This is a genomic window from Cedecea sp., assembly GCF_036500665.1.
Lineage (GTDB): Bacteria > Pseudomonadota > Gammaproteobacteria > Enterobacterales > Enterobacteriaceae > Cedecea.
In genome coordinates, this window is record NZ_DASYBS010000093.1 from 43,581 (window position 1) to 66,725 (window position 23,145).

The 23,145-nt window shown below is 55.1% G+C and carries 21 protein-coding genes; 16 read left to right on the plus strand and 5 right to left on the minus strand.

Going from position 1 to position 23,145, the window contains the following annotated elements; genetic code table 11:
• Positions 1-341: 341 nt before the first annotated feature.
• A complete protein-coding gene (ubiC, locus tag VGM55_RS14595) occupies positions 342-851 on the plus strand; it encodes a chorismate lyase (RefSeq protein ID WP_154188569.1) in 510 nt (169 codons plus the stop codon).
• The gene (gene ubiA, locus VGM55_RS14600) at positions 851-1,723 is read left to right on the plus strand and encodes a 4-hydroxybenzoate octaprenyltransferase (RefSeq protein ID WP_154188568.1); all 873 of its coding nucleotides are present in this window, start codon (positions 851-853) and stop codon (positions 1,721-1,723) included. Before ubiC ends, ubiA begins: the two co-directional genes overlap by 1 nt.
• A gap of 67 nt (positions 1,724-1,790) precedes the next feature.
• On the opposite strand, the gene plsB is transcribed toward ubiA, so the two are convergent.
• The gene (gene plsB / locus VGM55_RS14605) at positions 1,791-4,220 is read right to left on the minus strand and encodes a glycerol-3-phosphate 1-O-acyltransferase PlsB (protein ID WP_154188567.1); all 2,430 of its coding nucleotides are present in this window, start codon (positions 4,218-4,220) and stop codon (positions 1,791-1,793) included.
• Positions 4,221-4,351: 131 nt separating this feature from the next.
• On the opposite strand from plsB, the gene VGM55_RS14610 reads away from it, so the two are divergent.
• The 4 genes from VGM55_RS14610 (at position 4,352) to VGM55_RS14625 (ending at position 7,293) form a co-directional block, all read left to right on the plus strand.
• Positions 4,352-4,720, plus strand: coding sequence for a diacylglycerol kinase (locus tag VGM55_RS14610; protein WP_331635872.1), 369 nt, complete (start codon positions 4,352-4,354; stop codon positions 4,718-4,720).
• A 109-nt stretch (positions 4,721-4,829) separates the two neighbouring features.
• The gene (lexA, locus tag VGM55_RS14615; protein WP_154188565.1) at positions 4,830-5,438 is read left to right on the plus strand and encodes a transcriptional repressor LexA; all 609 of its coding nucleotides are present in this window, start codon (positions 4,830-4,832) and stop codon (positions 5,436-5,438) included.
• 75 nt (positions 5,439-5,513) lie between these two features.
• Positions 5,514-6,848, plus strand: coding sequence for an MATE family efflux transporter DinF (gene dinF / locus VGM55_RS14620; protein WP_331635873.1), 1,335 nt, complete (start codon positions 5,514-5,516; stop codon positions 6,846-6,848).
• A gap of 235 nt (positions 6,849-7,083) precedes the next feature.
• Positions 7,084-7,293: a CsbD family protein gene (locus VGM55_RS14625; protein ID WP_038476694.1), complete on the plus strand. Its 210-nt coding sequence runs from the start codon at positions 7,084-7,086 to the stop codon at positions 7,291-7,293.
• 70 nt (positions 7,294-7,363) lie between these two features.
• Here the strand turns inward: VGM55_RS14625 and zur are convergent, their stop codons facing one another.
• Entirely contained in the window at positions 7,364-7,876 is a 513-nt protein-coding gene (gene zur, locus VGM55_RS14630; protein WP_154188563.1) for a zinc uptake transcriptional repressor Zur, read from the minus strand.
• 95 nt (positions 7,877-7,971) lie between these two features.
• Here zur and VGM55_RS14635 point away from each other — a divergent pair, with 95 nt between their 5' ends.
• The 3 genes from VGM55_RS14635 to dusA all read left to right on the plus strand — a co-directional run bounded on the left by VGM55_RS14635 (position 7,972) and on the right by dusA (position 11,044).
• Positions 7,972-8,475, plus strand: a complete 504-nt coding sequence (locus VGM55_RS14635; RefSeq protein WP_331635874.1) for a cupin domain-containing protein — start codon at positions 7,972-7,974, stop codon at positions 8,473-8,475.
• 171 nt (positions 8,476-8,646) lie between these two features.
• Positions 8,647-9,954: a conjugal transfer protein TraF gene (locus VGM55_RS14640; protein WP_331635875.1), complete on the plus strand. Its 1,308-nt coding sequence runs from the start codon at positions 8,647-8,649 to the stop codon at positions 9,952-9,954.
• Between the two features lie 85 nt (positions 9,955-10,039).
• Positions 10,040-11,044 (plus strand): tRNA dihydrouridine(20/20a) synthase DusA, encoded by a 1,005-nt coding sequence (dusA, locus tag VGM55_RS14645; protein WP_154188560.1) that lies wholly within the window; start codon positions 10,040-10,042, stop codon positions 11,042-11,044.
• A gap of 192 nt (positions 11,045-11,236) precedes the next feature.
• Here dusA and VGM55_RS14650 read toward each other — a convergent pair whose 3' ends face one another.
• Positions 11,237-12,220, minus strand: coding sequence for a quinone oxidoreductase (locus VGM55_RS14650; RefSeq protein ID WP_331635876.1), 984 nt, complete (start codon positions 12,218-12,220; stop codon positions 11,237-11,239).
• A gap of 79 nt (positions 12,221-12,299) precedes the next feature.
• Between VGM55_RS14650 and dnaB the strand changes: the two genes are divergently transcribed.
• From dnaB to VGM55_RS14675, 5 genes are all read left to right on the plus strand, one after another.
• Positions 12,300-13,706 carry a replicative DNA helicase gene (gene dnaB / locus VGM55_RS14655; RefSeq protein WP_008455821.1) on the plus strand — a complete coding sequence of 469 codons (1,407 nt, stop codon included), beginning with the start codon at positions 12,300-12,302 and terminating at the stop codon, positions 13,704-13,706.
• Between the two features lie 93 nt (positions 13,707-13,799).
• Positions 13,800-14,900: an alanine racemase gene (gene alr / locus VGM55_RS14660; protein ID WP_331635877.1), complete on the plus strand. Its 1,101-nt coding sequence runs from the start codon at positions 13,800-13,802 to the stop codon at positions 14,898-14,900.
• A 58-nt stretch (positions 14,901-14,958) separates the two neighbouring features.
• A complete protein-coding gene (locus VGM55_RS14665; RefSeq protein WP_331635878.1) occupies positions 14,959-16,152 on the plus strand; it encodes an amino acid aminotransferase in 1,194 nt (397 codons plus the stop codon).
• 216 nt (positions 16,153-16,368) lie between these two features.
• Positions 16,369-17,082, plus strand: a complete 714-nt coding sequence (aphA, locus tag VGM55_RS14670; protein ID WP_331635879.1) for an acid phosphatase AphA — start codon at positions 16,369-16,371, stop codon at positions 17,080-17,082.
• A 138-nt stretch (positions 17,083-17,220) separates the two neighbouring features.
• Positions 17,221-17,574: an MmcQ/YjbR family DNA-binding protein gene (locus tag VGM55_RS14675; protein WP_331635880.1), complete on the plus strand. Its 354-nt coding sequence runs from the start codon at positions 17,221-17,223 to the stop codon at positions 17,572-17,574.
• On the opposite strand, the gene uvrA is transcribed toward VGM55_RS14675, so the two are convergent.
• Positions 17,575-20,400, minus strand: coding sequence for an excinuclease ABC subunit UvrA (uvrA, locus tag VGM55_RS14680; protein WP_331635881.1), 2,826 nt, complete (start codon positions 20,398-20,400; stop codon positions 17,575-17,577).
• A 234-nt stretch (positions 20,401-20,634) separates the two neighbouring features.
• Here uvrA and ssb1 point away from each other — a divergent pair, with 234 nt between their 5' ends.
• The gene (ssb1, locus tag VGM55_RS14685) at positions 20,635-21,165 is read left to right on the plus strand and encodes a single-stranded DNA-binding protein SSB1 (protein WP_008455813.1); all 531 of its coding nucleotides are present in this window, start codon (positions 20,635-20,637) and stop codon (positions 21,163-21,165) included.
• Positions 21,166-21,443: 278 nt separating this feature from the next.
• A complete protein-coding gene (locus VGM55_RS14690) occupies positions 21,444-22,145 on the plus strand; it encodes a polymer-forming cytoskeletal protein (protein WP_331635882.1) in 702 nt (233 codons plus the stop codon).
• Here VGM55_RS14690 and VGM55_RS14695 read toward each other — a convergent pair.
• A complete protein-coding gene (locus VGM55_RS14695; RefSeq protein WP_331635883.1) occupies positions 22,116-23,042 on the minus strand; it encodes a LysR family transcriptional regulator in 927 nt (308 codons plus the stop codon). The two genes, VGM55_RS14690 and VGM55_RS14695, sit on opposite strands and share 30 nt — an antisense overlap.
• Positions 23,043-23,145 lie beyond the last annotated feature (103 nt).

Genomic DNA, 23,145 nt, shown 5'->3' on the forward strand with positions numbered 1-23,145 from the left:
TCTGGTTATTGAGCTCATCCATGATCTTCATCCTTTCAGGGCCGTTGCTGGCAACGTTCAAATCTGCTCCCGGCAGATTTGTCACCCCAGTCACTTATTTATATAAGCTCCAGGGGATTATTCCCCCTACGGGGCCGCAGTAAACTGCGTTCAAAGTCGCTTGCGCGAATTTGTCACTCCCTTGCCGCCTGGGTGTGACTGGCATTATTTAGGGGAAAGAGGGGGGCAGCATTTCCTGTTGCTCAATTGTTGCGATATTTGCCGCGGGTGTTGCCATTGTCTGCCCCCCGATGACGTTCTGCGCTACAATGCCGTCAGGTTATGTATCGGAGAGTATTCCCATGTCCGACGCGCTTTCGCCGTTGCGCGCCCTGAAATTCTTTACGGAGGTCCCGCAAGGGCTTAGCTCCGCTTATCTCGACTGGCTGCTGCTGGAAGATTCGATGACCAAACGCTTCGAACAGCACTGCAGCAAAGTCACCGTCCGCATTGTGCGTGAAGGTTTTTTTCCGGCCGGCAGTGATATGCCTGAAGCCGGGTTACTGCCCGTCTCTGAGCGCTACTGGCTGCGGGAAATTATTCTCTGTGGTGATGACGAACCCTGGCTGCTTGGGCGCACCGTTGTGCCTGAAACCACGCTAGAGGGCCCCGAGTTGGCCTTGCAGAAGCTTGGCAATACGCCGCTCGGACGCTATTTGTTTAGCTCATCAACCCTGACGCGCGACTACATTGAAATTGGCCGCAGCGCCGAACTCTGGGGGCGTCGCTCCCGGCTGAGACTCTCCGGCAAACCGCTGCTGCTGACCGAACTGTTCCTGCCGGCGTCTCCGCTGTACAAAGAGGAAAGATAATGGAGTGGAGTCTTAACCAGGGAAAACTTCTGGCCTACCACCGGTTGATGCGTACCGACAAGCCAATTGGTGCTTTGCTGCTGCTGTGGCCAACGCTGTGGGCGCTGTGGATTGCCACGCCGGGACTGCCATCGCTGAAGAATCTGATCGTATTTATCGCTGGCGTCTGGCTGATGCGTGCCGCGGGCTGCGTCGTGAATGATTATGCTGACCGTAAATTTGACGGCCACGTTAAGCGTACCGCACAGCGCCCGTTGCCCAGCGGGGCGGTTTCCGAGAGAGAAGCGAAGATTCTGTTTGTTGTGCTGGTGGGGCTTGCCTTCCTGCTGGTACTGACGCTAAACACCATGACTATCCTGCTATCGATAGCGGGGCTGGCGCTGGCATGGGTGTATCCGTTTATGAAGCGCTACACGCATTTGCCTCAAGTGGTGCTGGGGGCGGCTTTCGGCTGGTCGATTCCAATGGCCTTTGCCGCGGCTGGCGAGTCTGTGCCGCTAAGCTGCTGGCTGATGTTCCTGGCGAATATTTGCTGGACCGTGGCGTATGACACGCAGTACGCAATGGTCGATCGTGACGATGACCTGAAGATTGGCATTAAGTCGACGGCTATTCTGTTTGGCCGCAACGACAAGCTGATTATCGGCCTGCTGCAAATCGCGACCATGGTGCTGATGGGGATTGTTAGCTGGCTAAACGGCCTGGGTGGCGCGTTCTACTGGTCAATTTTACTGGCGGGTGGATTGTTTATTCATCAGCAAAAACTCATTGCCAGGCGCGAGCGGGAAGGCTGTTTTAAAGCGTTTATGAACAATAACTATGTGGGACTGGTGCTGTTCCTTGGGCTGGCGCTGAGCTACCTGCATTTCTGAATGTTCAGGCAATAAAAAAAGGCGAGTCGATGCGCAATGCCGACTCGCCTTTTTTGTTTCCGCGTGATTAAGAGGCGTCGTCCTGTGAGGCCGAGCTCTCAATAGTCAGACGTACATCCGAGGTCACCAGGTCTGCCAGCATCTGGTAAACCTTGATGGTCTCAGTCGCGTCGGCGTCCCCGGTATCGCTGATATAGCCCTCATCCCGCAGGGTGAGCACCAGCGAGGTAAAGACGGCTTTATCGAAGAACTCAGGGGCGTTAATGCCATGGAGAACGGACAGACGCTGCGCCACCGTGCGGCTTTCGCGCTCCAGTGTCCCGCGGTTAATCGACGGGTTGGCGCTCAGCTGCCAGAAGGTGATGGCATAACGCTGGATGGTCTCGCGCACGCCCGCTGCCAGGAGCTGCAGGGTGCGTGAACGGTTAGGGTTGATCTGCACTTCATCATCGGCAACCATCACCAGACCCTGACGTTCCATCTCCGCAATCAACGCATCAATTTCTCTGCCCAGCTCGCTTTTTTCCCAGCGCAGGAACAGTTCGGCTTTCAGCATCGGATAAATCACTTCTATCTGACGCAGCAGCTCGACCCGTGAGATGTGGCGATGCTGAGTGATGATAGACGCCATCAGAGAAGGCAGCACCAGCATATGCATGATGTTGTTACGATAGTAGGTCATCAGCACGGCCTGCTCGCGCGGCAGAATGATGATGTCACCGATGGTATCTTTCTCAACCTCGAACTTGTTCATCTGCAGCGCATGGTTAATTAGCGCATCCGCCGTGACCGTTGGTGCGGTGGCGTCCGGAGAATACGGAACGTTACGCAGCAGGTTCAGATAGCAATCGAGCTGTTCGGTAAGCTGTTCACGCGTCAGCGAGCGCTGGCGCGAAGCAAGCAGTGCGGTACAGCACAGGTTCATGGCGTTGGCCGCCCCTGCGTTGTTGATACGCACCATCAGATCGGCGGCGATATCGTTCACCGTTGGCGTCAGCCATGCGGGACGAATCGCTTCGATAGGATCGATAGAATCTCGCCATTCCGGCACATGCTGGTTCAGGTAGGTCATCAGCGGCAGCGGTTCGCCGAAGTTTACATAGCCCTGGCCAAGGTTACGCAGCTTACTCAGACCGCGAACCATCTGCATGAAACCTTCTTTTTCCTTGGTCGCTCCGCGCAGTTCTTTGGCATAAGTACCCACTTCCATTACGTGCTCGTAGCCGATGTAAATCGGCACCAGCGTAATAGGGCGGGTACCGCCGCGCAGCATTGCCTGAATCGTCATCGACAGGGTGCCGGTCTTCGGATCAAGCAGGCGACCGGTACGTGAACGCCCACCCTCGACAAAGTACTCAACGGAATAGCCGCGGCTGAACAGCTCGCCGAGATATTCGCGGAACACCGTGGAGTAAAGTTTATTGCCCTTGAACGTACGGCGAATAAAGAACGCGCCCAGGCGGCGGAAAATCGGGCCGGCTGGCCAGAAGTTCAGGTTAATACCGGCGGCAATGTGCGGCGGGACCAGCCCCTGGTGATAAAGCACGTAGGAGAGCAGCAGGTAATCCATGTGGCTGCGGTGGCAAGGCACATAGACAATTTCATGGCCGTCATGGGCAAGCTGGCGCACGCGCTCTGCGTTATGCACGTTAATGCCCTGGTAGAGACGGTTCCAGGTTAACCCTAAGACGCGATCCGTTAAACGCACCGCTTCATAGGAAAAGTTAGCGGCAATCTCTTCCATCAGCGCGATGGCGTTTTGCTGCGCCTTCTCATGGGAGATTTTCTTGCTGCGAGCTTCATCTTCAACCGCGCGGGCAATCGCTTTTGACGCCAATAGCTTGTTGAAAAGATCCTGGCGTACCGGCAGGCGTGGCCCGACCGCAGCCAGACGCTGGCGGGCAAAGTGAGTACGCGCCACGCGAGCCAGTTTTTGGGCGATAATCTTGTCCGTGCCGTGTTCGGTTGCCATGCGGCGCAGCGAAACCGGTGGGGAAAAGCGCACGAAGCTATCGCGGCCCAGCCACGAAACCGCAAAGAATTTCTGGACACCGTTCAGGGTGCGTAAAGGCGGATTGATTTCCCCTTTCTCGCGGCCTGGCGAGCGGCCGAACATCACGGAAACCGGCACCATCTGCACATCGAGGTCTGGGTTGCTGCGGTGCAGATCCAGATAATCGTGGAACAGTTTTATCGACTCTTCTTTTGGCGTGTAGTAGGTAAAGACGCGCGGCCCGCCGTGAATAAACACGTAGCGCGGCAGCAGTACGCCGTCAATTTCCAACGGTTCCAGTGGGTCGGGCAGGTCGTGATCCAGACATTGGGCACGCAGCGTCAGTAAGTCTGCCTTAGAATTGTAGGGCAGGACGTACATAATGGGGCGTGAAGGATCCAGACCGAGCTCGGTTTGGGGATCCGCCGGGATAGACTTGCTCTTTACCAGAACGCTTAATGGTAAATTAAGTAATTTGTAGTAAATTCTTGGCCAGCCTGACATAAATGATGTAAAGCCTCAGGTTAATAATGCAAATGCGCCGCAAGGATATCAGAAACTCTGGGGAATTTCTGTGGCGCTGCGATTTAGACTCAATGAGCATTGACGCTCAATATTTAAAAAGGTTTCCTTGAATGGCGAATAATACCACCGGCATCACCCGCATTATTAAGGCTGCAGGCTACTCGTGGAAGGGGCTGCGTGCGGCCTGGATCAACGAAGCCGCCTTTCGTCAGGAGGGCGTGGCTGCGGTTATCGCTATTGTTATCGCCTGTTGGCTGGACGTTGACCCTATTACCCGTATTTTACTGATTGGCTCGGTCGTGTTGGTGATGATTGTCGAGATTCTCAATAGCGCCATTGAAGCGCTGGTTGACCGTGTGGGCACCGAGTACCACGAGCTTTCCGGACGAGCCAAAGACATGGGTTCTGCTGCGGTGCTGATAGCGATTATCCTTGCCGTTGTGACCTGGGCCACGCTGCTTTGGTCACATTTGCGATAGCCTTTCCAGAATAGTTTAAGTCGCTGGTTTTTTGCTTAATTTGTGGTTTCAAATTCGCCCGGGGCTGTATATACTCACAGCATAACTGTATAAACACCCAGGGGGCGGAATGAAAGCACTAACTACCAGGCAGCAAGAGGTGTTTGATCTCATTCGGGATCATATCAACCAAACCGGCATGCCACCGACGCGCGCCGAGATTGCACAACGTCTGGGGTTCCGTTCTCCAAACGCCGCTGAGGAACATCTCAAAGCGCTGGCCCGTAAAGGGGTTATCGAGATTGTTTCCGGCGCGTCGCGAGGTATTCGCCTGCTGGTTGAAGAAGAAAGTGGCCTGCCGCTGGTGGGCCGCGTTGCAGCCGGTGAACCGCTGCTGGCGCAGCAGCATATCGAAGGCCACTACCAGGTTGACCCGTCTCTGTTTAAGCCGAATGCGGACTTCCTGCTGCGCGTAAGCGGCATGTCGATGAAAGATATCGGCATCATGGACGGCGATTTGCTTGCGGTACACAAAACGCAGGACGTGCGTAACGGCCAGGTGGTTGTCGCGCGTATCGACGATGAAGTGACCGTGAAACGCCTGAAAAAGCAGGGCAACACCGTGCATCTGCTGCCGGAAAACAGCGAATTCCAACCTATTGTCGTCGATCTCCGCGAGCAGAATTTTAGCATTGAAGGTCTGGCCGTTGGGGTGATTCGCAACGGCGAATGGCTGTAACCCTTCTTCTGGTGGTGCGGTAAATCTGCCGTACCACTCGCTTTAAACTCCTCTATTTTCCCCTGGATCATTCCCATGCGATTCTTCTCGTCAACGGATGGTGCGCTGTGGTGGCTGGCGCTGCCGATGATTTTTTCCAACATAACCGTACCGCTGCTGGGTCTTGTCGACACCGCCGTCATCGGCCATCTCGATAGCCCGACTTATCTTGGCGGGGTGGCTATCGGCGCGACGGCGACCAGCTTCCTGTTTATGCTGCTGCTTTTTCTGCGAATGAGTACCACCGGGTTAACGGCGCAGGCGTTTGGCGCAAACGATCCACAGCGGCTGGCGCGCGCGCTGATTCAGCCATTGATGCTGGCGCTGATCGCCGGGCTTGCCATCGTGCTACTGCGTTATCCGCTGATCGCCCTCGCGCTGCATGTCGTTGGCGGCAGCGAAGACGTGCTGTATCAGGCTCGTCGTTTCCTGGAGATCCGCTGGCTGAGTGCTCCCGCATCGCTGGCTAACCTCGTGCTGTTGGGCTGGCTGCTGGGCGTTCAGTATGCGCGGGCACCGGTGATCCTGCTGGTGGTGGGGAACCTTATCAATATCGTGCTCGACCTCTGGCTGGTGATGGGGCTGCAGATGAACGTGCAGGGGGCGGCGCTGGCGACGGCAGTATCTGAATACGCCACGTTTATTATCGGCCTGGTGATGGTGCGTAACGTTCTGAAGCTGCGCGGTATTAGCTGGGCACGTCTTAAAACGGCCTGGCAGGGGGATCTCCGCAAGCTGCTGGCGCTCAACCGCGACATCATGCTGCGTTCGCTGCTGCTGCAAATTTGCTTTGCCTCCATCACCATCTTCGGCGCGCGTCTCGGTAGCGAAATTGTGGCGGTGAACGCCGTGCTGATGACGCTGCTGACCTTCACCGCCTATGCGCTGGACGGCTTCGCTTATGCGGTGGAAGCTCATTCCGGGCAGGCCTACGGCGCACGTAACCGTGGGCAACTGCTGGAGGTTTGGGGCGCAGCGTGCAGGCAGGCCGGGTTGGTCGCGGTTGCATTTGCCGCTCTCTATGCCGTTGCCGGAGAACACATCGTCGCGCTGCTGACGTCCTTGCCGGAACTGCGTCAGCAGGCCGACAGTTACCTGGCCTGGCAGGTCGTATTGCCGGTCGTCGGCGTCTGGTGCTATCTACTGGACGGCATGTTTATTGGGGCGACGCGTGGCGCGGAGATGCGTAACAGCATGGCGGTTGCCGCATTAGGCTTTGGCGTGACGCTGCTTACGCTGCCGCTGTTTGGCAACCACGCTTTATGGCTGTCGCTGGCGGTATTTTTGGCTTTGCGCGGCCTGTCGCTCGGTTATATCTGGCGGCGCCACTGGCGCAATAACACCTGGTTTGCCGCGCATGGCGACCATTGATCGCGTTTTCTAATCCTCGTTAACTTCTCATCTATCATGCTGATTTCCCGCTTTTAAGGCGGGAGTCCGCGTGCCACTGATTTTGAAAATGGTTAAAGATTCTGAGTTTTAAATGTAACCCGAAATCCTTGACTACAATTATTTCTACATCCAGCAGATATTGGATGTTTTCCAGAAATTCAGCATCCGACAGTGAGGATGCAAAACACCTAAACCGAACGATGAGGAGATGACAATGAATAAGGACGAAATCGGCGGTAACTGGAAGCAGTTCAAAGGTACGGTCAAAGAAAAATGGGGTAAGCTGACCGATGACGACATGACCGTCATTGAAGGGAAGCGTGACCAACTGGTGGGTAAAATCCAGGAACGTTATGGTTACGCCAAAGACCAGGCAGAGAAAGAGGTTAAGGACTGGGAGTCCAGGAACGAATACCGCTGGTAACCTGGCGGCCCCTCAAATGTGCTAATCCGTAAACCAATCCTGCCCGGGTACAAGGATGTACCTACCCTTCTTAACGCTTTTTCTTCGGCTGCACAGTGTGGTCGTGATTGCAGGCGCCGTGGTGGCGACAGGCTTCAACTTCCGAACAGTCTGAACACAGCCCGTGGGCTTCAATCACGTTGTGGCGCAGGGCAAAACCCATTTTTGACGCCAGATTCTGCATAATATCTTCTACACCCTGAGCCGCCTGCTCTTTCACTGCCCCGCATCTGTCGCAGATAAACATGGCAGAAGAATGGGTTGGATGATCGATAAAATTGCACAGCACGTAGCTGTTGTTGGATTCCACCCGGTGCACAAAACCCTGCTCCAGCAGAAAATCCAGCGCACGGTAAACGGTGGGTGGCTTAGCCTGTGGCTCGCTGACGCGCAGGAGATCCAGCAGGTCGTAGGCGCTGATGGCGCCGGTTTGCTCGGCCATAAGGCGCAACACCTCGAGACGCTGCGGCGTCAGGCGTACATTGCGTTGCAGGCACAGCTTTTCAGCCTGTGCTAACACGTCATGCGAAGTTGTGGTGTCCATCAGCCTCTCCCGGTCATTGACGCAATACTTTACCATAATGCGGATAAAACGCCGAATCCTGGTACATAATGACCCTATCTACCCAGGAGGAAGTGATGCAAAAACCCGATTGTATTCGCCACTGGCGCGAGCTGGAAGGCGAGGATGATTCAACCTATCCGGACAGCACGGAGCTGTTTTCTATTGGTGCCCCGCTTGCCCGCAGTTTTGGCTTAGGCCGCCTTGGTATTCACCACGAGCGCATTCCGCTTGGACGCAGAACCTCTTATCCCCATGCGGAGAGCAGCGAGGAGGAGTTTGCGTATGTGCTCGAAGGGCACCCGGAAGTGTGGATCAATGGCCATCTTTGGCAGCTTGAGCCCGGCGATAGCGTAGGTTTTCCTGCCGGAACAGGCATTTGCCATACCTTTATCAATAATACCGAGCAAGACGTTCGGCTATTGGTCGTAGGGGAGGCTAATAAAGCTGAAAATAAAATTTATTACCCGCTAAATCAGTCTTACGCCGTGCAGCGCAAGGATCGCTGGATAGATCATCCCCCTCAATTCTTTGGTCCGCATAACGGTCTGCCTTCACGAAAGCCAAAGGGTAAACTATAAATTAATCAGCAAGGAAACAACGAGACGTTAACCCTAAGGATATATTTGGGATCTTGATGGTTCAAATATCCATCTTTTTATCGCGCTATTCACAGCAATAGTCTGCCTCTGTTCAGTCATAACTGTCAGGGGCGAGTTACATCATCTGACAATCAGACAGGCGTGCTGTGAATGAATAAAATAAAATCTTCGGTGGCGACACTTGCCGCAACGTTACTTATTGCCCATCAGGCCGGGGCGGCAGGGACCTGGTCCGAAGCGCGTAACGATGCGATGGGGGGAACAGGTGTTGCTTCTGCTAATTATGGCAGCGGCGTGTTAATCAACCCGGCGCTATTAGCCAGATCGCAGCCAGATGACAATATTACCGTTATTCTGCCGACCGTCGGGGCGCAAATAACGGATAAAGATAATCTCGAAGACAAAATTGATGAGATTAGCGATAAGGTGGACAACTATAAGCTGGCCATTGGATCGTTAACGCCGCGGGATATTCTTATCAATCCGAACGGCACGTTAAATCAGTTCCGCGGTGCGGCAGGGGATTTAGCCGGTGAGCTGGAAGATTTACGGGGCGAAACGGCAAATGCCAAAGCCGCAGCGGGCATTGCGGTCAGTATTCCAAATGACACACTCTCAGTTGCTTTTGTCACCAGGGCTTACGCACGTGCGAAGGTCAGCTCTTCAATCGATCAAAACGATATCGATTATCTGCACAGCATCCAGAATTCCAGCCTGGTGGCGGGCAGCGTAGCGATTGATGCGGCGCTAAACGGCTCAGACCGTATCACCCGGAACTTGAACTCCACCGCCTCCGGGCGTGCGGCTATCGTTTCTGATTACGGCATTGCGCTGGCCCACAAATTTGACGTCGGTGGCGTGCCGGTTTCCGTTGGCGTCACGCCAAAGCTGCAGAAAACCTGGCTCTATAACTACACCACCTCTATTTATGACTACCGCAGCGGCGACTGGAAGAACAGCCAGTACCGCAACGATGACACCGGATTCAACCTGGATGCCGGCGTGGCGGCCGATTTTGGCGAGAACTGGACCGTTGGCCTGAGCGGCCAGAACCTGGTTTCCCGTGATATCGACACGAAAGATATCCGCATCACTAACGGGCGCACCGGTGAAGTCCGTAGCTATAAAGATACTTATCAAATCAGCCCGCTGGTCACCGCTGGGGTGGCCTGGCATAACGAGCTGGTGACGCTGAGTGCCGACGGTGATTTGACCGAAACAAAAGGTTTCAAAAGCGAAGCCAATTCCCGGTATGTTGGCGTAGGTGCCGAAGTGAGGCCGCTTTCCTGGCTGGCAGTGCGTGCCGGTTACCGTGCGGATGTGAAAAATAACGACAGCAACGTCTTTACCGGCGGCGTGGGCTTCGCGGCGGGTAAACATGTGAACGTCGATTTGATGGGATTGTATGGCCAGGATCAAACCTGGGGCGCTGGCGCACAGCTGAGCGTAGCCTTCTGATGCTGAATGCCGGGGCAGCCTGATGCCCCGGCGCAGCTTTATGCTATAGTAGCGACCCTTTTTTAATCGTAGCCTGCGTAAACGTATGTCCTCACAAAGCAACCAGACTCCTTTCCAGCCGCACCGCTTCTCCATTGCGCCGATGCTCGACTGGACCGATCGCCACTGTCGCTATTTCCTGCGTCAGCTGTCTCGCCACACGCTGTTGTACACCGAAATGGTGACGACCGGGGCGATCATTCACGGCAAAGGGGACTATCTGGCCTATAGCGAAGATGAGCATCCGATTGCGCTGCAGCTGGGCGGAAGTGATCCGCAGGCGCTGGCGCATTGTGCGAAGCTTGCCGAAGCGCGCGGTTACGATGAAATTAACCTTAACGTTGGCTGTCCCTCCGATCGCGTGCAGAACGGGCGCTTCGGTGCCTGCCTGATGGGCGAAGCGCAGCTGGTTGCTGACTGCATTAAAGCGATGCGCGATGTGGTTTCTATCCCGGTGACGGTGAAAACGCGCATCGGCATTGATGACCAGGACAGCTACGCGTTTCTCTGCGACTTCATCGGAACGGTAGCAGGTAAGGGCGAATGCGAGATGTTCATCATCCACGCACGTAAAGCCTGGCTTTCTGGCCTGAGCCCGAAAGAAAACCGTGAAATCCCGCCGCTGGATTATCCGCGCGTTTACCAGCTCAAGCGTGATTTCCCGCACCTGACGATGGCTATCAACGGCGGTATCAAAACGCTGGAAGAAGCCAAAACGCATCTTCAGCATCTGGATGGCGTGATGGTAGGGCGTGAGGCTTATCAAAACCCAGGCCTGCTGACTACGGTCGACCGTGAGATTTTCGGTGCTGATGTGGCGGACAGCGATTCCGTTGCCGTGGTACGCGCGATGTATCCGTACATTGAACGCGAGCTGGCGAACGGGACTTACCTGGGCCACGTCACTCGCCATATGCTCGGCCTGTTCCAGGGCATTCCTGGGGCGCGCCAGTGGCGCCGCTACCTGAGCGAAAACGCCCACAAGGCGGGTGCAGGCATTGGTGTGGTTGAACACGCGTTGTCTTTGGTGGCCGATAAGCGTCAGCTTTAGGCGTAAAAACGGCGGGATAATTTGGGTATTGCGGAGCCGATCACAAGCCTGAACTTAATCCCGGCAGCGTCATTTCAATTACTTATTAAATCTGCGACTATCGTTTGGCAGTAACAAGACTTCATCGCGCTGTACCCTACATACAGCACGAACAAAAAAGAAAGGGCTTCCTAAGGGAAGCCCTAATTCTTTCTACGGAATCAATAAACTGGAACCCTGCGTCGCACGGCTTTCCAGCGTCTTATGGGCCAGCACCACGTCTTTGAGCGCAAACTTCTGGTTTTCCGCAACGTCTACCTTAATTACGCCGCTGGCGATGAGTGAAAAGAGCTCGTTGCAGGCTTCATCGAATTCCTCGCGGGTGGTGAGATAGCCGTTAAGCGAAGGGCGCGTCACATAGAGCGAACCTTTCTGGTTCAGAATACCGAGATTAACGCCGGTAACCGGGCCGGAGGAGTTGCCGAAGCTGACCATCAGCCCACGGCGCTGCAGGCAATCGAGCGAAGCTTCCCAGGTCTCTTTCCCGACCGAGTCATAAACCACCGCGACTTTCTTGCCGCCGGTCAGCGCTTTGACGCGCTCAGAGATGTTTTCATGCTGGTAGTTAATGGTCTGCCAGGCGCCGGCCTGCTGGGCGCGATCGGCTTTTTGCGCCGAGCCGACGGTACCAATCAGTTTTGCCCCCAGTGCTTTCGCCCACTGGCAGGCAATTAAGCCCACGCCACCGGCGGCTGCATGGAACAGGAAGATTTCGTTGGCTTTAACTTCGTAGGTTTTACGCAGCAGGTAAAACACGGTCAGCCCTTTCAGAAACGAGGCTGCGGCCTGTTCGAAGGAGATGGCATCCGGGATTTTAGCGACTTTATCGGCTGGCGCATTATGCACGCTGCTATAGGCGCCCAGGCCGGATTGCGCGTAAACAACGCGATCGCCAATTTTCAGGTGAGTGACGCTGCTGCCGACCTTGCTGATAACGCCGGCGGCTTCGGTGCCCAGCCCGCTCGGCAGCGCCGGAGGTGGGTAGAGCCCGCTGCGGATATAGGTATCAATGTAGTTAATACCAATAGCCTTATTCTCAACCTGAACTTCGTTTTCCGCCGGATCTTTCGGCGTAAACTCAACGGCTTTCAGTACTTCAGGCCCGCCGTGTTGGCTAAATTCGATGCGCGTTGCCATGGAAACTCCTTGTGTCGAAGAGGGACAAGAATGGTTATACTTCCCGGTCTCTCACTATGAATTTGGTAGCTCCCTCACTATGGCAGGAAATAAACCCTTCAACAAACCGAAAGAACCCCGCGACCGTCAGGTAGAAGGGCTGAAGATGCCGCCGCACTCGCTTGAGGCGGAGCAGTCGGTGTTGGGCGGTTTAATGCTGGATAATGAACGCTGGGACAACGTCGCCGAGCGCGTGGTCGCCAACGACTTCTTCAGCCGTCCGCACCGCATGATCTTCACTGAAATGCAGCGCCTGCTCGAAATGAGCAAACCCATCGACCTGATTACGCTTTCCGAATCCCTGGAACTTCAGGGCCAGCTCGAGAGCGTCGGTGGTTTTGCTTATCTCGCAGAGCTCTCTAAAAATACGCCAAGTGCGGCTAACATCAGCGCCTATGCCGATATCGTGCGCGAACGTGCAGTTGTGCGTGAAATGATCGCCGTCGCCAATGAAATCGCCGATGCCGGCTACGACCCGCAAGGGCGTACCAGCGAAGATTTGCTGGATCTTGCCGAGTCCCGCGTCTTCCAGATTGCGGAAAACCGCGCCAACAAAGACGAAGGCCCGAAAAGCATCGACCAGATTCTGGAAGCCACGGTTTCCCGAATTGAGTCCCTGTACCAGACGCCGCACGACGGCGTAACGGGCGTGGACACCGGTTACCAGGATTTGAACAAGAAGACCGCGGGCCTGCAGCGTTCCGATCTGATTATCGTGGCGGCTCGTCCGTCGATGGGTAAAACCACCTTCGCGATGAACCTGTGCGAAAACGCCGCCATGCTGCAGGACAAACCGGTGCTGATCTTCAGCCTTGAGATGCCCGGCGAGCAGATCATGATGCGTATGCTGGCGTCGCTCTCGCGCGTGGATCAGACCCGAATCCGTACCGGCCAACTGGACGACGAGGACTGGGCGCGAATCTCCAGCACCATGGGCATCCTGCTGGAGAAGCGCAACATGTACATCGATGACTCCTCCGGCCTGACGCCAACCGAAGTTCGCTCCCGCGCCCGCCGTATTTATCGCGAGCATGAAGGCCTGAGCATGATCATGATTGATTACCTTCAGCTGATGCGCGTGCCGTCTTTGTCCGACAACCGTACGCTGGAAATCGCCGAGATTTCACGCTCGCTCAAGGCGCTGGCAAAAGAACTTCAGGTACCAGTGGTGGCGCTGTCGCAGCTTAACCGCTCCCTGGAACAGCGTGCAGACAAACGCCCGGTTAACTCCGACCTGCGTGAATCCGGCTCCATCGAGCAGGATGCCGACTTGATCATGTTCATCTACCGCGACGAGGTTTACCACGAAAATAGCGACTTGAAAGGCATCGCGGAAATCATTATCGGTAAGCAGCGTAACGGCCCCATTGGCACCGTGCGCCTGACCTTTAACGGCCAGTGGTCGCGTTTCGATAACTACGCCGGGCCGCAGTACGACGAAGAATAAAAAATCCTCGTCATCTTTCAAGCCGCCTTGCTGTGACCTGAATGATTAAGAGGATTTGCACAATTTAATCCAAACATTGAGCAAGGAACGAACATGCAAGCGGCAACCGTCGTCATTAACCGCCGCGCTCTGCGACACAACCTGCAACGCCTGCGCGAACTGGCTCCGAACAGTCGCATGGTGGCAGTCGTGAAAGCAAACGCCTATGGGCATGGTCTGCTGGAGACCGCCCGCACCTTAGAAGACGCCGATGCTTTCGGCGTTGCCCGTCTCGAAGAAGCCCTGCGCCTGCGGGAGGGCGGCATCACCAAGCCGATCCTGCTGCTGGAAGGGTTCTTCAATGCTGAAGACCTGCCTGTTATCGCCGCCCAAAATTTTCAAACGGCAATCCACAGCATTCAACAATTGGAAGCGCTTGAGCAGGCCGAACTGAGCCAGCCGATTACCGTCTGGATGAAGCTGGACACCGGGATGCACCGCCTCGGCGTACGGCCGGAAGATGCGGAAGCTTTCTATCAGCGCCTGGCCGCCTGCAAAAACGTTAGCCAGCCGGTGAACGTGGTAAGCCATTTTGCCCGTGCCGATGAGCCGGAATCCGACGCCACGCCGCGTCAGCTCGACATCTTCAATTCCTTTACCGCAGGCAAGCCGGGGCAACGTTCCATTGCCGCTTCGGGCGGTATTCTGCTGTGGCCTGACTCGCACATGGACTGGGTTCGCCCCGGCATTATTCTGTACGGCGTTTCTCCGCTGGAGCAAAAACCGTGGGGCGAGGATTTTGGCTTCAAGCCGGTGATGTCTCTGACCTCAAGCCTGATAGCCGTTCGCGGCCATAAAGCCGGTGAGCCGGTCGGCTACGGCGGTACCTGGATTGCCGAGCGTGACACCTGCCTTGGCGTGGTGGCGATAGGCTACGGCGACGGCTATCCGCGCAGCGCGCCGTCCGGCACGCCGGTGCTGGTCAATGGCCGCGAAGTGCCTATCGTGGGGCGCGTCGCTATGGACATGATTTGCGTCGATTTGGGGCCGGATGCCGCTGAAAAACCGGGCGATAGCGCGGTGCTTTGGGGCGATAGCGCGGTGCTTTGGGGCGATGGCTTGCCGGTCGAACGCATCGCTGAATACTCAAATGTAAGTGCTTACGAACTTATCACTCGCCTGACTTCAAGGGTGACCATGAAGTATCTGGACTGAGTGTCCTCGCCTGGTTTACAGTGGAAATCCGCGAACTGTAAACCAGGAGAACCTCACCGTGTTTCAAAAAGTTGACGCCTATGCTGGCGACCCGATCCTTTCCCTCATGGAACGCTTTAAAGTCGATCCGCGCAGCGACAAGGTCAATCTCAGCATCGGCCTCTATTACAATGAAGACGGGGTTATCCCGCAGTTACAGGCCGTCGCGGAAGCGGAAGCTCGCCTGAACGCGCAGCCGCATGGCGCCTCTCTCTATTTACCGATGGAAGGCCTGAACGGCTACCGCAGTGCCATTGCGCCGCTGCTATTTGGTGCCAATCATCCGGCGCTGGTGGAAGGTCGTATTGCCACCGTGCAGACCCTTGGCGGTTCCGGTGCCTTAAAAATCGGTGCGGACTTCCTGAAAACGTATTTCCCTGATTCGCAGGTGTGGGTAAGCGACCCGACCTGGGAAAACCACGTCGCCATCTTTGAAGGCGCAGGCTTTACCGTTAATACCTATCCGTGGTTCGACAGCGAAACCAACGGCGTGCGCTTTGACGCGCTGCTGGAAAAACTGAATACGCTGCCTGAGAAAAGCATCGTGCTGCTGCACCCTTGCTGCCACAACCCAACCGGCTCTGACCTGGCCGACAGCCAGTGGGACGCGGTGGTAGAAATCCTTAAATCCCGTAACCTGATCCCGTTCCTCGACATTGCCTATCAGGGCTTTGGCGCGGGCATGGAGCAGGATGCTTATGCCATCCGCGCTATTGCTTCCTCCGGGCAACCGATGCTGGTGAGCAACTCCTTCTCTAAAATCTTCTCCCTGTATGGCGAACGCGTTGGCGGGCTTTCCGTGGTGTGTGAAGACAGCGATGCCGCAGGGTGCGTGCTGGGCCAGCTGAAAGCGACCGTGCGCCGGAACTACTCCAGCCCACCAAACTTTGGTGCGCAGGTTGTGGCTACCGTCCTGAATGACGAGAAGCTGAAAGCCAGCTGGATTGCCGAAGTGGAAACCATGCGCGTGCGTATTCTGGAAATGCGTCAGGTGCTGGTGGACGTTCTGACCAAAGCCGTGCCGGGGCGTAACTTTGACTACCTGGTGAAACAGCGCGGCATGTTTAGCTATACCGGGCTAAGCGCAGCTCAGGCCGACCGCCTGCGCGATGAGTTTGGCGTTTACCTGCTGGCCAGCGGCCGTATCTGCGTGGCTGGTCTTAACCACGGCAACGTCCAGCGCGTGGCGCAGGCGTTTGCTGCTGTAATGTAAGCACTCACTAACTATATTTGATTTTTAACGTTCCCTTTTTCCTCTCCCGACAGGGAGAGGAAATCACACCGCCATTCTGTGACTCTGCCTGTTTTCTGCGACATTAAACTGAAAAAAACCTTTGTAGATCGGTCCCCGGCGGGTATGGTCGGAATGTTTTATGGCAAGGCTGCTCATTTAAACAACAATTAAAAACAGAAAATAAAAGGGAAAACAATGCGTAAGATCGCCCTGGCACTCAGTGCCGCCTGCCTGCTGGTAGGCCTTAATCATGCCGCGCTGGCAACTGAATCCGCACCCGCTCCGCTTAACCCTGGCGTCACCGTTGCTCAGCTGGCGCAGCAGATGCCAATCCACTGGGTCTCCGTGGCACAAATTGAAAACAGCCTGCTTGGCCGTGAACCTGTCGCGGTTGGCTTTGATATCGACGATACCGTGCTGTTTTCCAGCCCTGGCTTTTACCGCGGGCAAAAAGAGTTCTCACCGGGCAAACAGGATTACCTGAAAAATCCCGCGTTCTGGGAAAAAATGAACAACGGCTGGGACGACTTCAGCATGCCAAAAGAGGTGGCGAAGAGCCTGATCACCATGCACCTCAAGCGTGGCGACAGCGTTTACTTTGTGACCGGTCGCAGCCAGACGAAAACCGAAACCGTCACCAAAACCCTGCAAAGCGACTTCCTGATCCCAGAGCCGAGCGTGAACCCGGTGATTTTTGCCGGCGATAAAGAAGGCCAGAACACCAAGGTTCAATGGCTGAAAGAAAAGAAAATCAAGATTTTCTACGGCGATTCAGATAACGACATTACCGCGGCGCAGGAAGTGGGCGCCCGCGGGATTCGCATCCTGCGGGCTTCGAACTCCAGCTACCAGCCGCTGCCAAAAGCAGGTTCGTTTGGTGAAGAGGTTATCGTCAACTCCGAGTACTGATCCCGACAGGAAAAACGGCAGCTCACGTGAATGAATTGCCGTTTTTTTAATCAATTCTCTCGTCTGTTATGCGCTTTTGGCGCACACTTAATCCTGCCGCGAATGCTTCCGGTAAACGTTCAGGACGAGGAAATCAAGATGACGAATTCGGATCTTTTAGAGTACTGCATGAGGAAGCCAGGCGCAGAGCAGAGTGTGCACAGCGACTGGAAGGCAACGCAAATCAAAGTCGGCGATGTGCTGTTTGCGATGGTGCATGCGGAGAATCAGCGCCCGGCGGTATCCCTCAAAGCGACGCCAGATCTGGCGGAGCTTCTGCGTCAGCAGCATCAGGATGTGTTCCCCAGCGCCCATTTGAATAAGGCGCACTGGAGCACGCTCTACCTGGACGGCTCGCTGCCCGGCTCGCAAATTTACTATCTGGTGGATGCGTCGTATCAGCAGGCGGTGACATTGCTGCCTGAACAAGTCAGGCAGCAATTGTCGGTTTGACTATTTCAGCAACGGTTTGAGGAACCGCGCGGTATGGGATGCTTCGCAGGTGGCGACGGTTTCCGGCGTGCCGGAGACCAGAATCTCGCCGCCGCCGCTGCCGCCTTCCGGCCCCAGATCCACAATCCAGTCTGCGGTTTTAATCACGTCGAGGTTGTGTTCAATCACCACGATGGTGTTGCCCTGATCCCTGAGCTGATGCAGCACTTCCAGCAGTTGCTGGATATCCGCAAAGTGCAGGCCGGTGGTCGGCTCATCGAGGATATACAGCGTCTGGCCGGTACCGCGTTTGGACAGCTCTCGCGCCAGCTTCACGCGCTGCGCTTCACCGCCTGACAGCGTGGTAGCCGACTGGCCGAGACGAATGTAGGACAGGCCCACGTCGATCAACGTTTGCAGCTTGCGCGCCAGCGCTGGCACGGCATCGAAGAACTCACGGGCATCTTCAATGGTCATATCCAGCACTTCGTGAATGCTTTTGCCTTTGTACTTAATCTCCAGCGTTTCACGGTTATAGCGTTTGCCTTTGCACTGGTCGCACGGCACGTAGATATCCGGCAGGAAGTGCATTTCGACTTTGATAACGCCGTCGCCCTGGCAGGCTTCACAGCGCCCGCCGCGAACGTTGAAGCTGAAGCGCCCCGGCGTATAGCCGCGTGAACGTGCTTCTGGCACGCCGGCAAACAGCTCACGAACGGGCGTGAACACGCCGGTATAGGTTGCCGGGTTGGAACGTGGCGTACGGCCAATCGGGCTCTGATCGATGTCGATGACCTTATCGAAATGCTCCAGACCCTGAACATCGCGGTACGGTGCCGGTTCTGCGATGGTCGCCCCGTTCAGCTGGCGCTGGGCAATCGGGAACAGCGTGTCGTTGATAAGCGTCGATTTTCCGGAGCCGGAAACCCCGGTAATACAGGTAAACAGCCCCACCGGCAGCGACAACGTGACGTCCTTCAGGTTGTTACCCTTCGCACCGGAGAGCTTGAGTACTTTTGACGGATCGGCGGCAACGCGCTGTTTCGGTACCGCAATTTCGCGTTTGCCGCTCAGGAACTGCCCGGTCAGGGACTCAGGCACCGCAATAATATCCTTCATGGTGCCTTCCGCGACCACCTGGCCGCCGTGTACGCCTGCGCCCGGACCAATATCGATAATATGGTCGGCGGCGCGGATGGCGTCTTCGTCGTGCTCAACCACAATCACCGTGTTACCGAGGTTACGCAGGTGGATCAGGGTTTCCAGCAGGCGTTCGTTATCGCGCTGGTGCAGGCCGATGGACGGTTCATCCAGCACGTACATCACGCCAACCAGCCCGGCGCCAATCTGGCTTGCCAGACGGATACGCTGCGCTTCGCCACCGGACAGCGTTTCCGCCGAGCGGGACAGGGACAGGTAGTTCAGGCCAACGTTCACCAGGAACTTCAGGCGATCGCCTATCTCTTTCAGCACTTTCTCCGCGATTTGCGCGCGCTGGCCGCTCAGCTTCATGTTCTGGAAGAATTCCATCGCATGGCCGATGCTCATGTCAGAGATGGTCGGCAGCGCGGTGTTTTCGACAAACACGTGGCGCGCTTCACGGCGCAGGCGGGTGCCTTCGCAGCTGGTACAAGGGCGGTTGCTGATGAACTTAGCCAGCTCTTCACGAACGGCGGAAGACTCCGTCTCTTTGTAGCGGCGCTCCATGTTATGCAGCACGCCTTCGAACGGATGGCGGCGCACGGAGGTGTCACCGCGGTCGTTCATGTATTTGAATTCGATAGTTTCTTTGCCGGAGCCGTGCAACACGACTTTCTTCACCGCGTCGCTCAGTTCGTTCCACGGGGATTCCACGTCGAACTTATAGTGCTCGGCCAGCGAGCGCAGCATGGTGAAGTAATAGAAGTTACGGCGATCCCAGCCACGGATGGCACCGCCGGCCAGTGACAGCTCGCCGTTTTGTACTACGCGGTCAGGATCGAAGTATTGCTGAACGCCCAGGCCGTCACAGGTCGGGCAGGCCCCGGCCGGGTTGTTAAAGGAGAACAGACGAGGTTCCAGCTCGCGCATGCTGTAGCCGCAAACCGGGCAGGCAAAGTTGGCGGAGAACAGCAGCTCTTCCGCTTTTTCATCGTCCATATCGGCGACAACGGCAGAGCCGCCGGACAGCTCCAGCGCGGTTTCAAACGACTCGGCCAGGCGCTGGGCGATATCTTCGCGTACTTTAAAACGGTCGACGACCACTTCAATGGTGTGCTTCTTCTGCAGCTCAAGCTTGGGCGGATCGGACAGATCGCAAACTTCGCCGTCTATGCGCGCGCGGATATAGCCCTGGCTGGCGAGGTTTTCCAGCGTTTTAGCGTGCTCGCCTTTGCGATCTTTAATGATCGGCGCGAGCAGCATCAGGCGCTTGCCTTCCGGCTGCGCCAGCACGTTATCCACCATCTGGCTGACGGTTTGTGCCGCCAGCGGGATGTCGTGATCCGGGCAGCGCGGTTCGCCTACGCGGGCGTAAAGCAGACGCAGATAGTCATGGATTTCCGTGATGGTGCCGACGGTGGAACGCGGGTTATGGGACGTGGATTTCTGTTCAATAGAAATCGCGGGCGACAACCCTTCGATATGGTCGACGTCCGGCTTCTCCATCAGCGACAGGAACTGGCGCGCATAGGCGGAGAGGGACTCAACGTAGCGGCGCTGCCCTTCTGCGTACAGGGTATCGAATGCCAGTGAGGATTTGCCTGAACCCGAAAGCCCGGTGACAACAATCAGTTTGTCGCGCGGGATGACGAGGTTGATATTTTTGAGATTGTGGGTGCGGGCGCCCCGAACTTCGATCTTATCCATTCACCTTTCCCGGAATAATGACTGCATGCGCCTGGTATGTATATGAGGTACAACCGACGGCCAGAAACGGCTAATTATGACACAATAAAACCTGAATGAATATCCAGTGTTTTAATGAAACGAGCTATACTTAGCCGACATTCTGGAATGTCCCTCGCAGCTATAAACATTGTGGGTGGCATAGTGTAGAATCCCCGGTTTAGACTATTTAAAACCGTTTCAGGAGACACGAACATGGCCAGCAGAGGCGTAAACAAGGTGATTCTCGTTGGGAATCTGGGTCAGGACCCGGAAGTACGCTATATGCCAAATGGGGGCGCCGTTGCCAACATTACACTGGCCACGTCAGAGTCCTGGCGTGATAAGCAAACCGGCGAAACCAAAGAAAAAACTGAATGGCACCGCGTTGTGCTGTTCGGCAAACTGGCAGAAGTGGCCGGTGAATACCTGCGTAAAGGCTCTCAGGTTTACATCGAAGGCGCACTGCAAACCCGCAAATGGACCGATCAGGCTGGCGTAGAAAAATACACCACCGAAGTCGTGGTTAACGTGGGTGGCACCATGCAGATGCTCGGCGGCCGTCAGGGTGGCGGCGCACCAGCAGGCGGCAACGGTGGTCAGCAGCAGGGCGGTTGGGGTCAGCCTCAGCAGCCACAGGGCGGTAATCAGTTCAGCGGCGGTGCGCAGTCTCGTCCTCAGCAGCAGAGCGCGCCAGCACCGTCAAATGAACCACCAATGGACTTCGACGACGATATCCCGTTCTGATCGGCGAAACGTCAACAAGATTCGATTATTACAGCCCCTCCGGGAAACCGGTAGGGGCTTTTTAATTTTTTTTTGTATATCCGGAATGTTATTTTTTAGTTAATTATATCTACCCATCCTTTGGGTATCACCAGCTCATTATATTTTAGTATATATTCAATTAAATAATGAATGGCCCAATTTCATTCATTAAATCTATTATTTACCATTTTTTAAAATAATGACATTCTGTAGCGGCCGCAAAATAAATGAATACCTGGTCTGGAATGGAATCCCTAATGAATCGTGACGTGGACGAACGAAGTCATATCTTCTTAAATTCCGGTATTATTTTCTGGATACTGACGCTGATTGCCTGGTACTGCCACTATGATGTTGTTAGCGTTGTTCTTTTTTTGCTTATGCTTCTCTTTTTTACCCTCCATATTCTTAATATAAGGATCATCAAAATGTTCAGGAAACTTAGAGTGGGTGGTGCTGGTGTGAATATTCCAGAGTCAGCCGATCTGTTACTTCCTACCGTTAAAGAAAATACTGTTGTCGCTGAAAGCAATCCTCCTGGACAGGAAGATAAGCCTGCGAATACGGTCATTGCCAGCGGAGTGCGTTTTGAGGGGGATATTAATGCAGGAGGAATGGTTTACGTATATGGCACCATTACCGGGAATATTGAATCCAGGGAAGGGATTGTTAAAGTCATGCGTAATGGACTGGTTGAGGGAAATATCCGAAGCCGGGAGCTCATTGTTGATGGGCAGATAAAAGGGACTTGCCAGGCTGAAAGTATTGATGTTTGCGAAAATGGCAGTATTGATGGCACCCTGAGCTATGTCAGCCTGGCGGTTAAAAAAGGCGGCGTATTTATCGGACAAGCCAGTTTGTTAAATACCCCACAGCAAACGGCGAATATCGTTGATTTAAAAAATGATAATACTGCTCAAGGGGTTAAGTCAGGTAAGGATAAGAAAATGACTAACTAGCCTGTTCGGCATTTCCAGCGTGGTTTTACTCCAGTCATAAAACGCCCGCACCGCCGGTGAAGTATGGCGGCTTTGCGGGTAAACCAGAGACAGCGGCATCTCAACGGCATGGTTCTCCAGGCAGGCGACCAACTGACCGGTTTCGAGATAAGCGCTGACAAGGTAACTGGCCACGCGGATCAGACCGAGGCCCTGAAGCCCCGCCTGAATATAGGCGTCAGTGTCATCAACAATCAGAATTTCTTTCATACGCACGGTAATCTCTTTCCCTTCATCGCCAAAAAGCCACTCCGTAGTACGCCCGGTTTTGTGAGTTAAATATCCCACGGCATGATGTTTTTGCAGATCCTCTAAGGCCATCGGCCTTCCGTATTGAGAAATATATTGCGGAGATGCCAGTACCGACCACCTGAAACGCGCGATCTGGCGGGCAACCAGGGTCGTTGAGTCTTCAATGGTACCCGTTCTGATAACGCAGTCGAACCCTTCCTGGATTAAATCAACCACCCGGTCACTTGAGCATAAAATGAGTTCCAGCTCCGGGTAGCGTTGAATAAATTCTGCGATGCCCGGGAGGATGCAATGTCTGGCAAGCGACTGAGGCATCCCAACCTTAAACCGCCCGCTCGGCTGGCCACTCCTGCCGGGAAAGGATGACTCCAGAACGGAGATCTCGCGGAGGATTTTTTTGCTCTCGACGTAATAGCTTTGGCCATCCGCCGTGACGCTCAGCTTACGGGTCGTGCGCTGCAAGAGCTGTACGCCAAGCCAGGTTTCAAGGTCTTTAACGGTACGGGAGACGCTCGATCTTGGTAGGCCTAAAGCCTCTGCTGCTCTGGCAAAACTGCGCGTTTCGACCACATGGCTGTATACGCGCATCGCTTCAAGTTTATCCACAGTGCCTCACACAGAATGATTGTGCCATTTAAACGAATAGTCTAACCCAAACCCGATGACTTATCGGCAGCATAGAGCAGCAGTAGACTTTTCATCAGGGCAG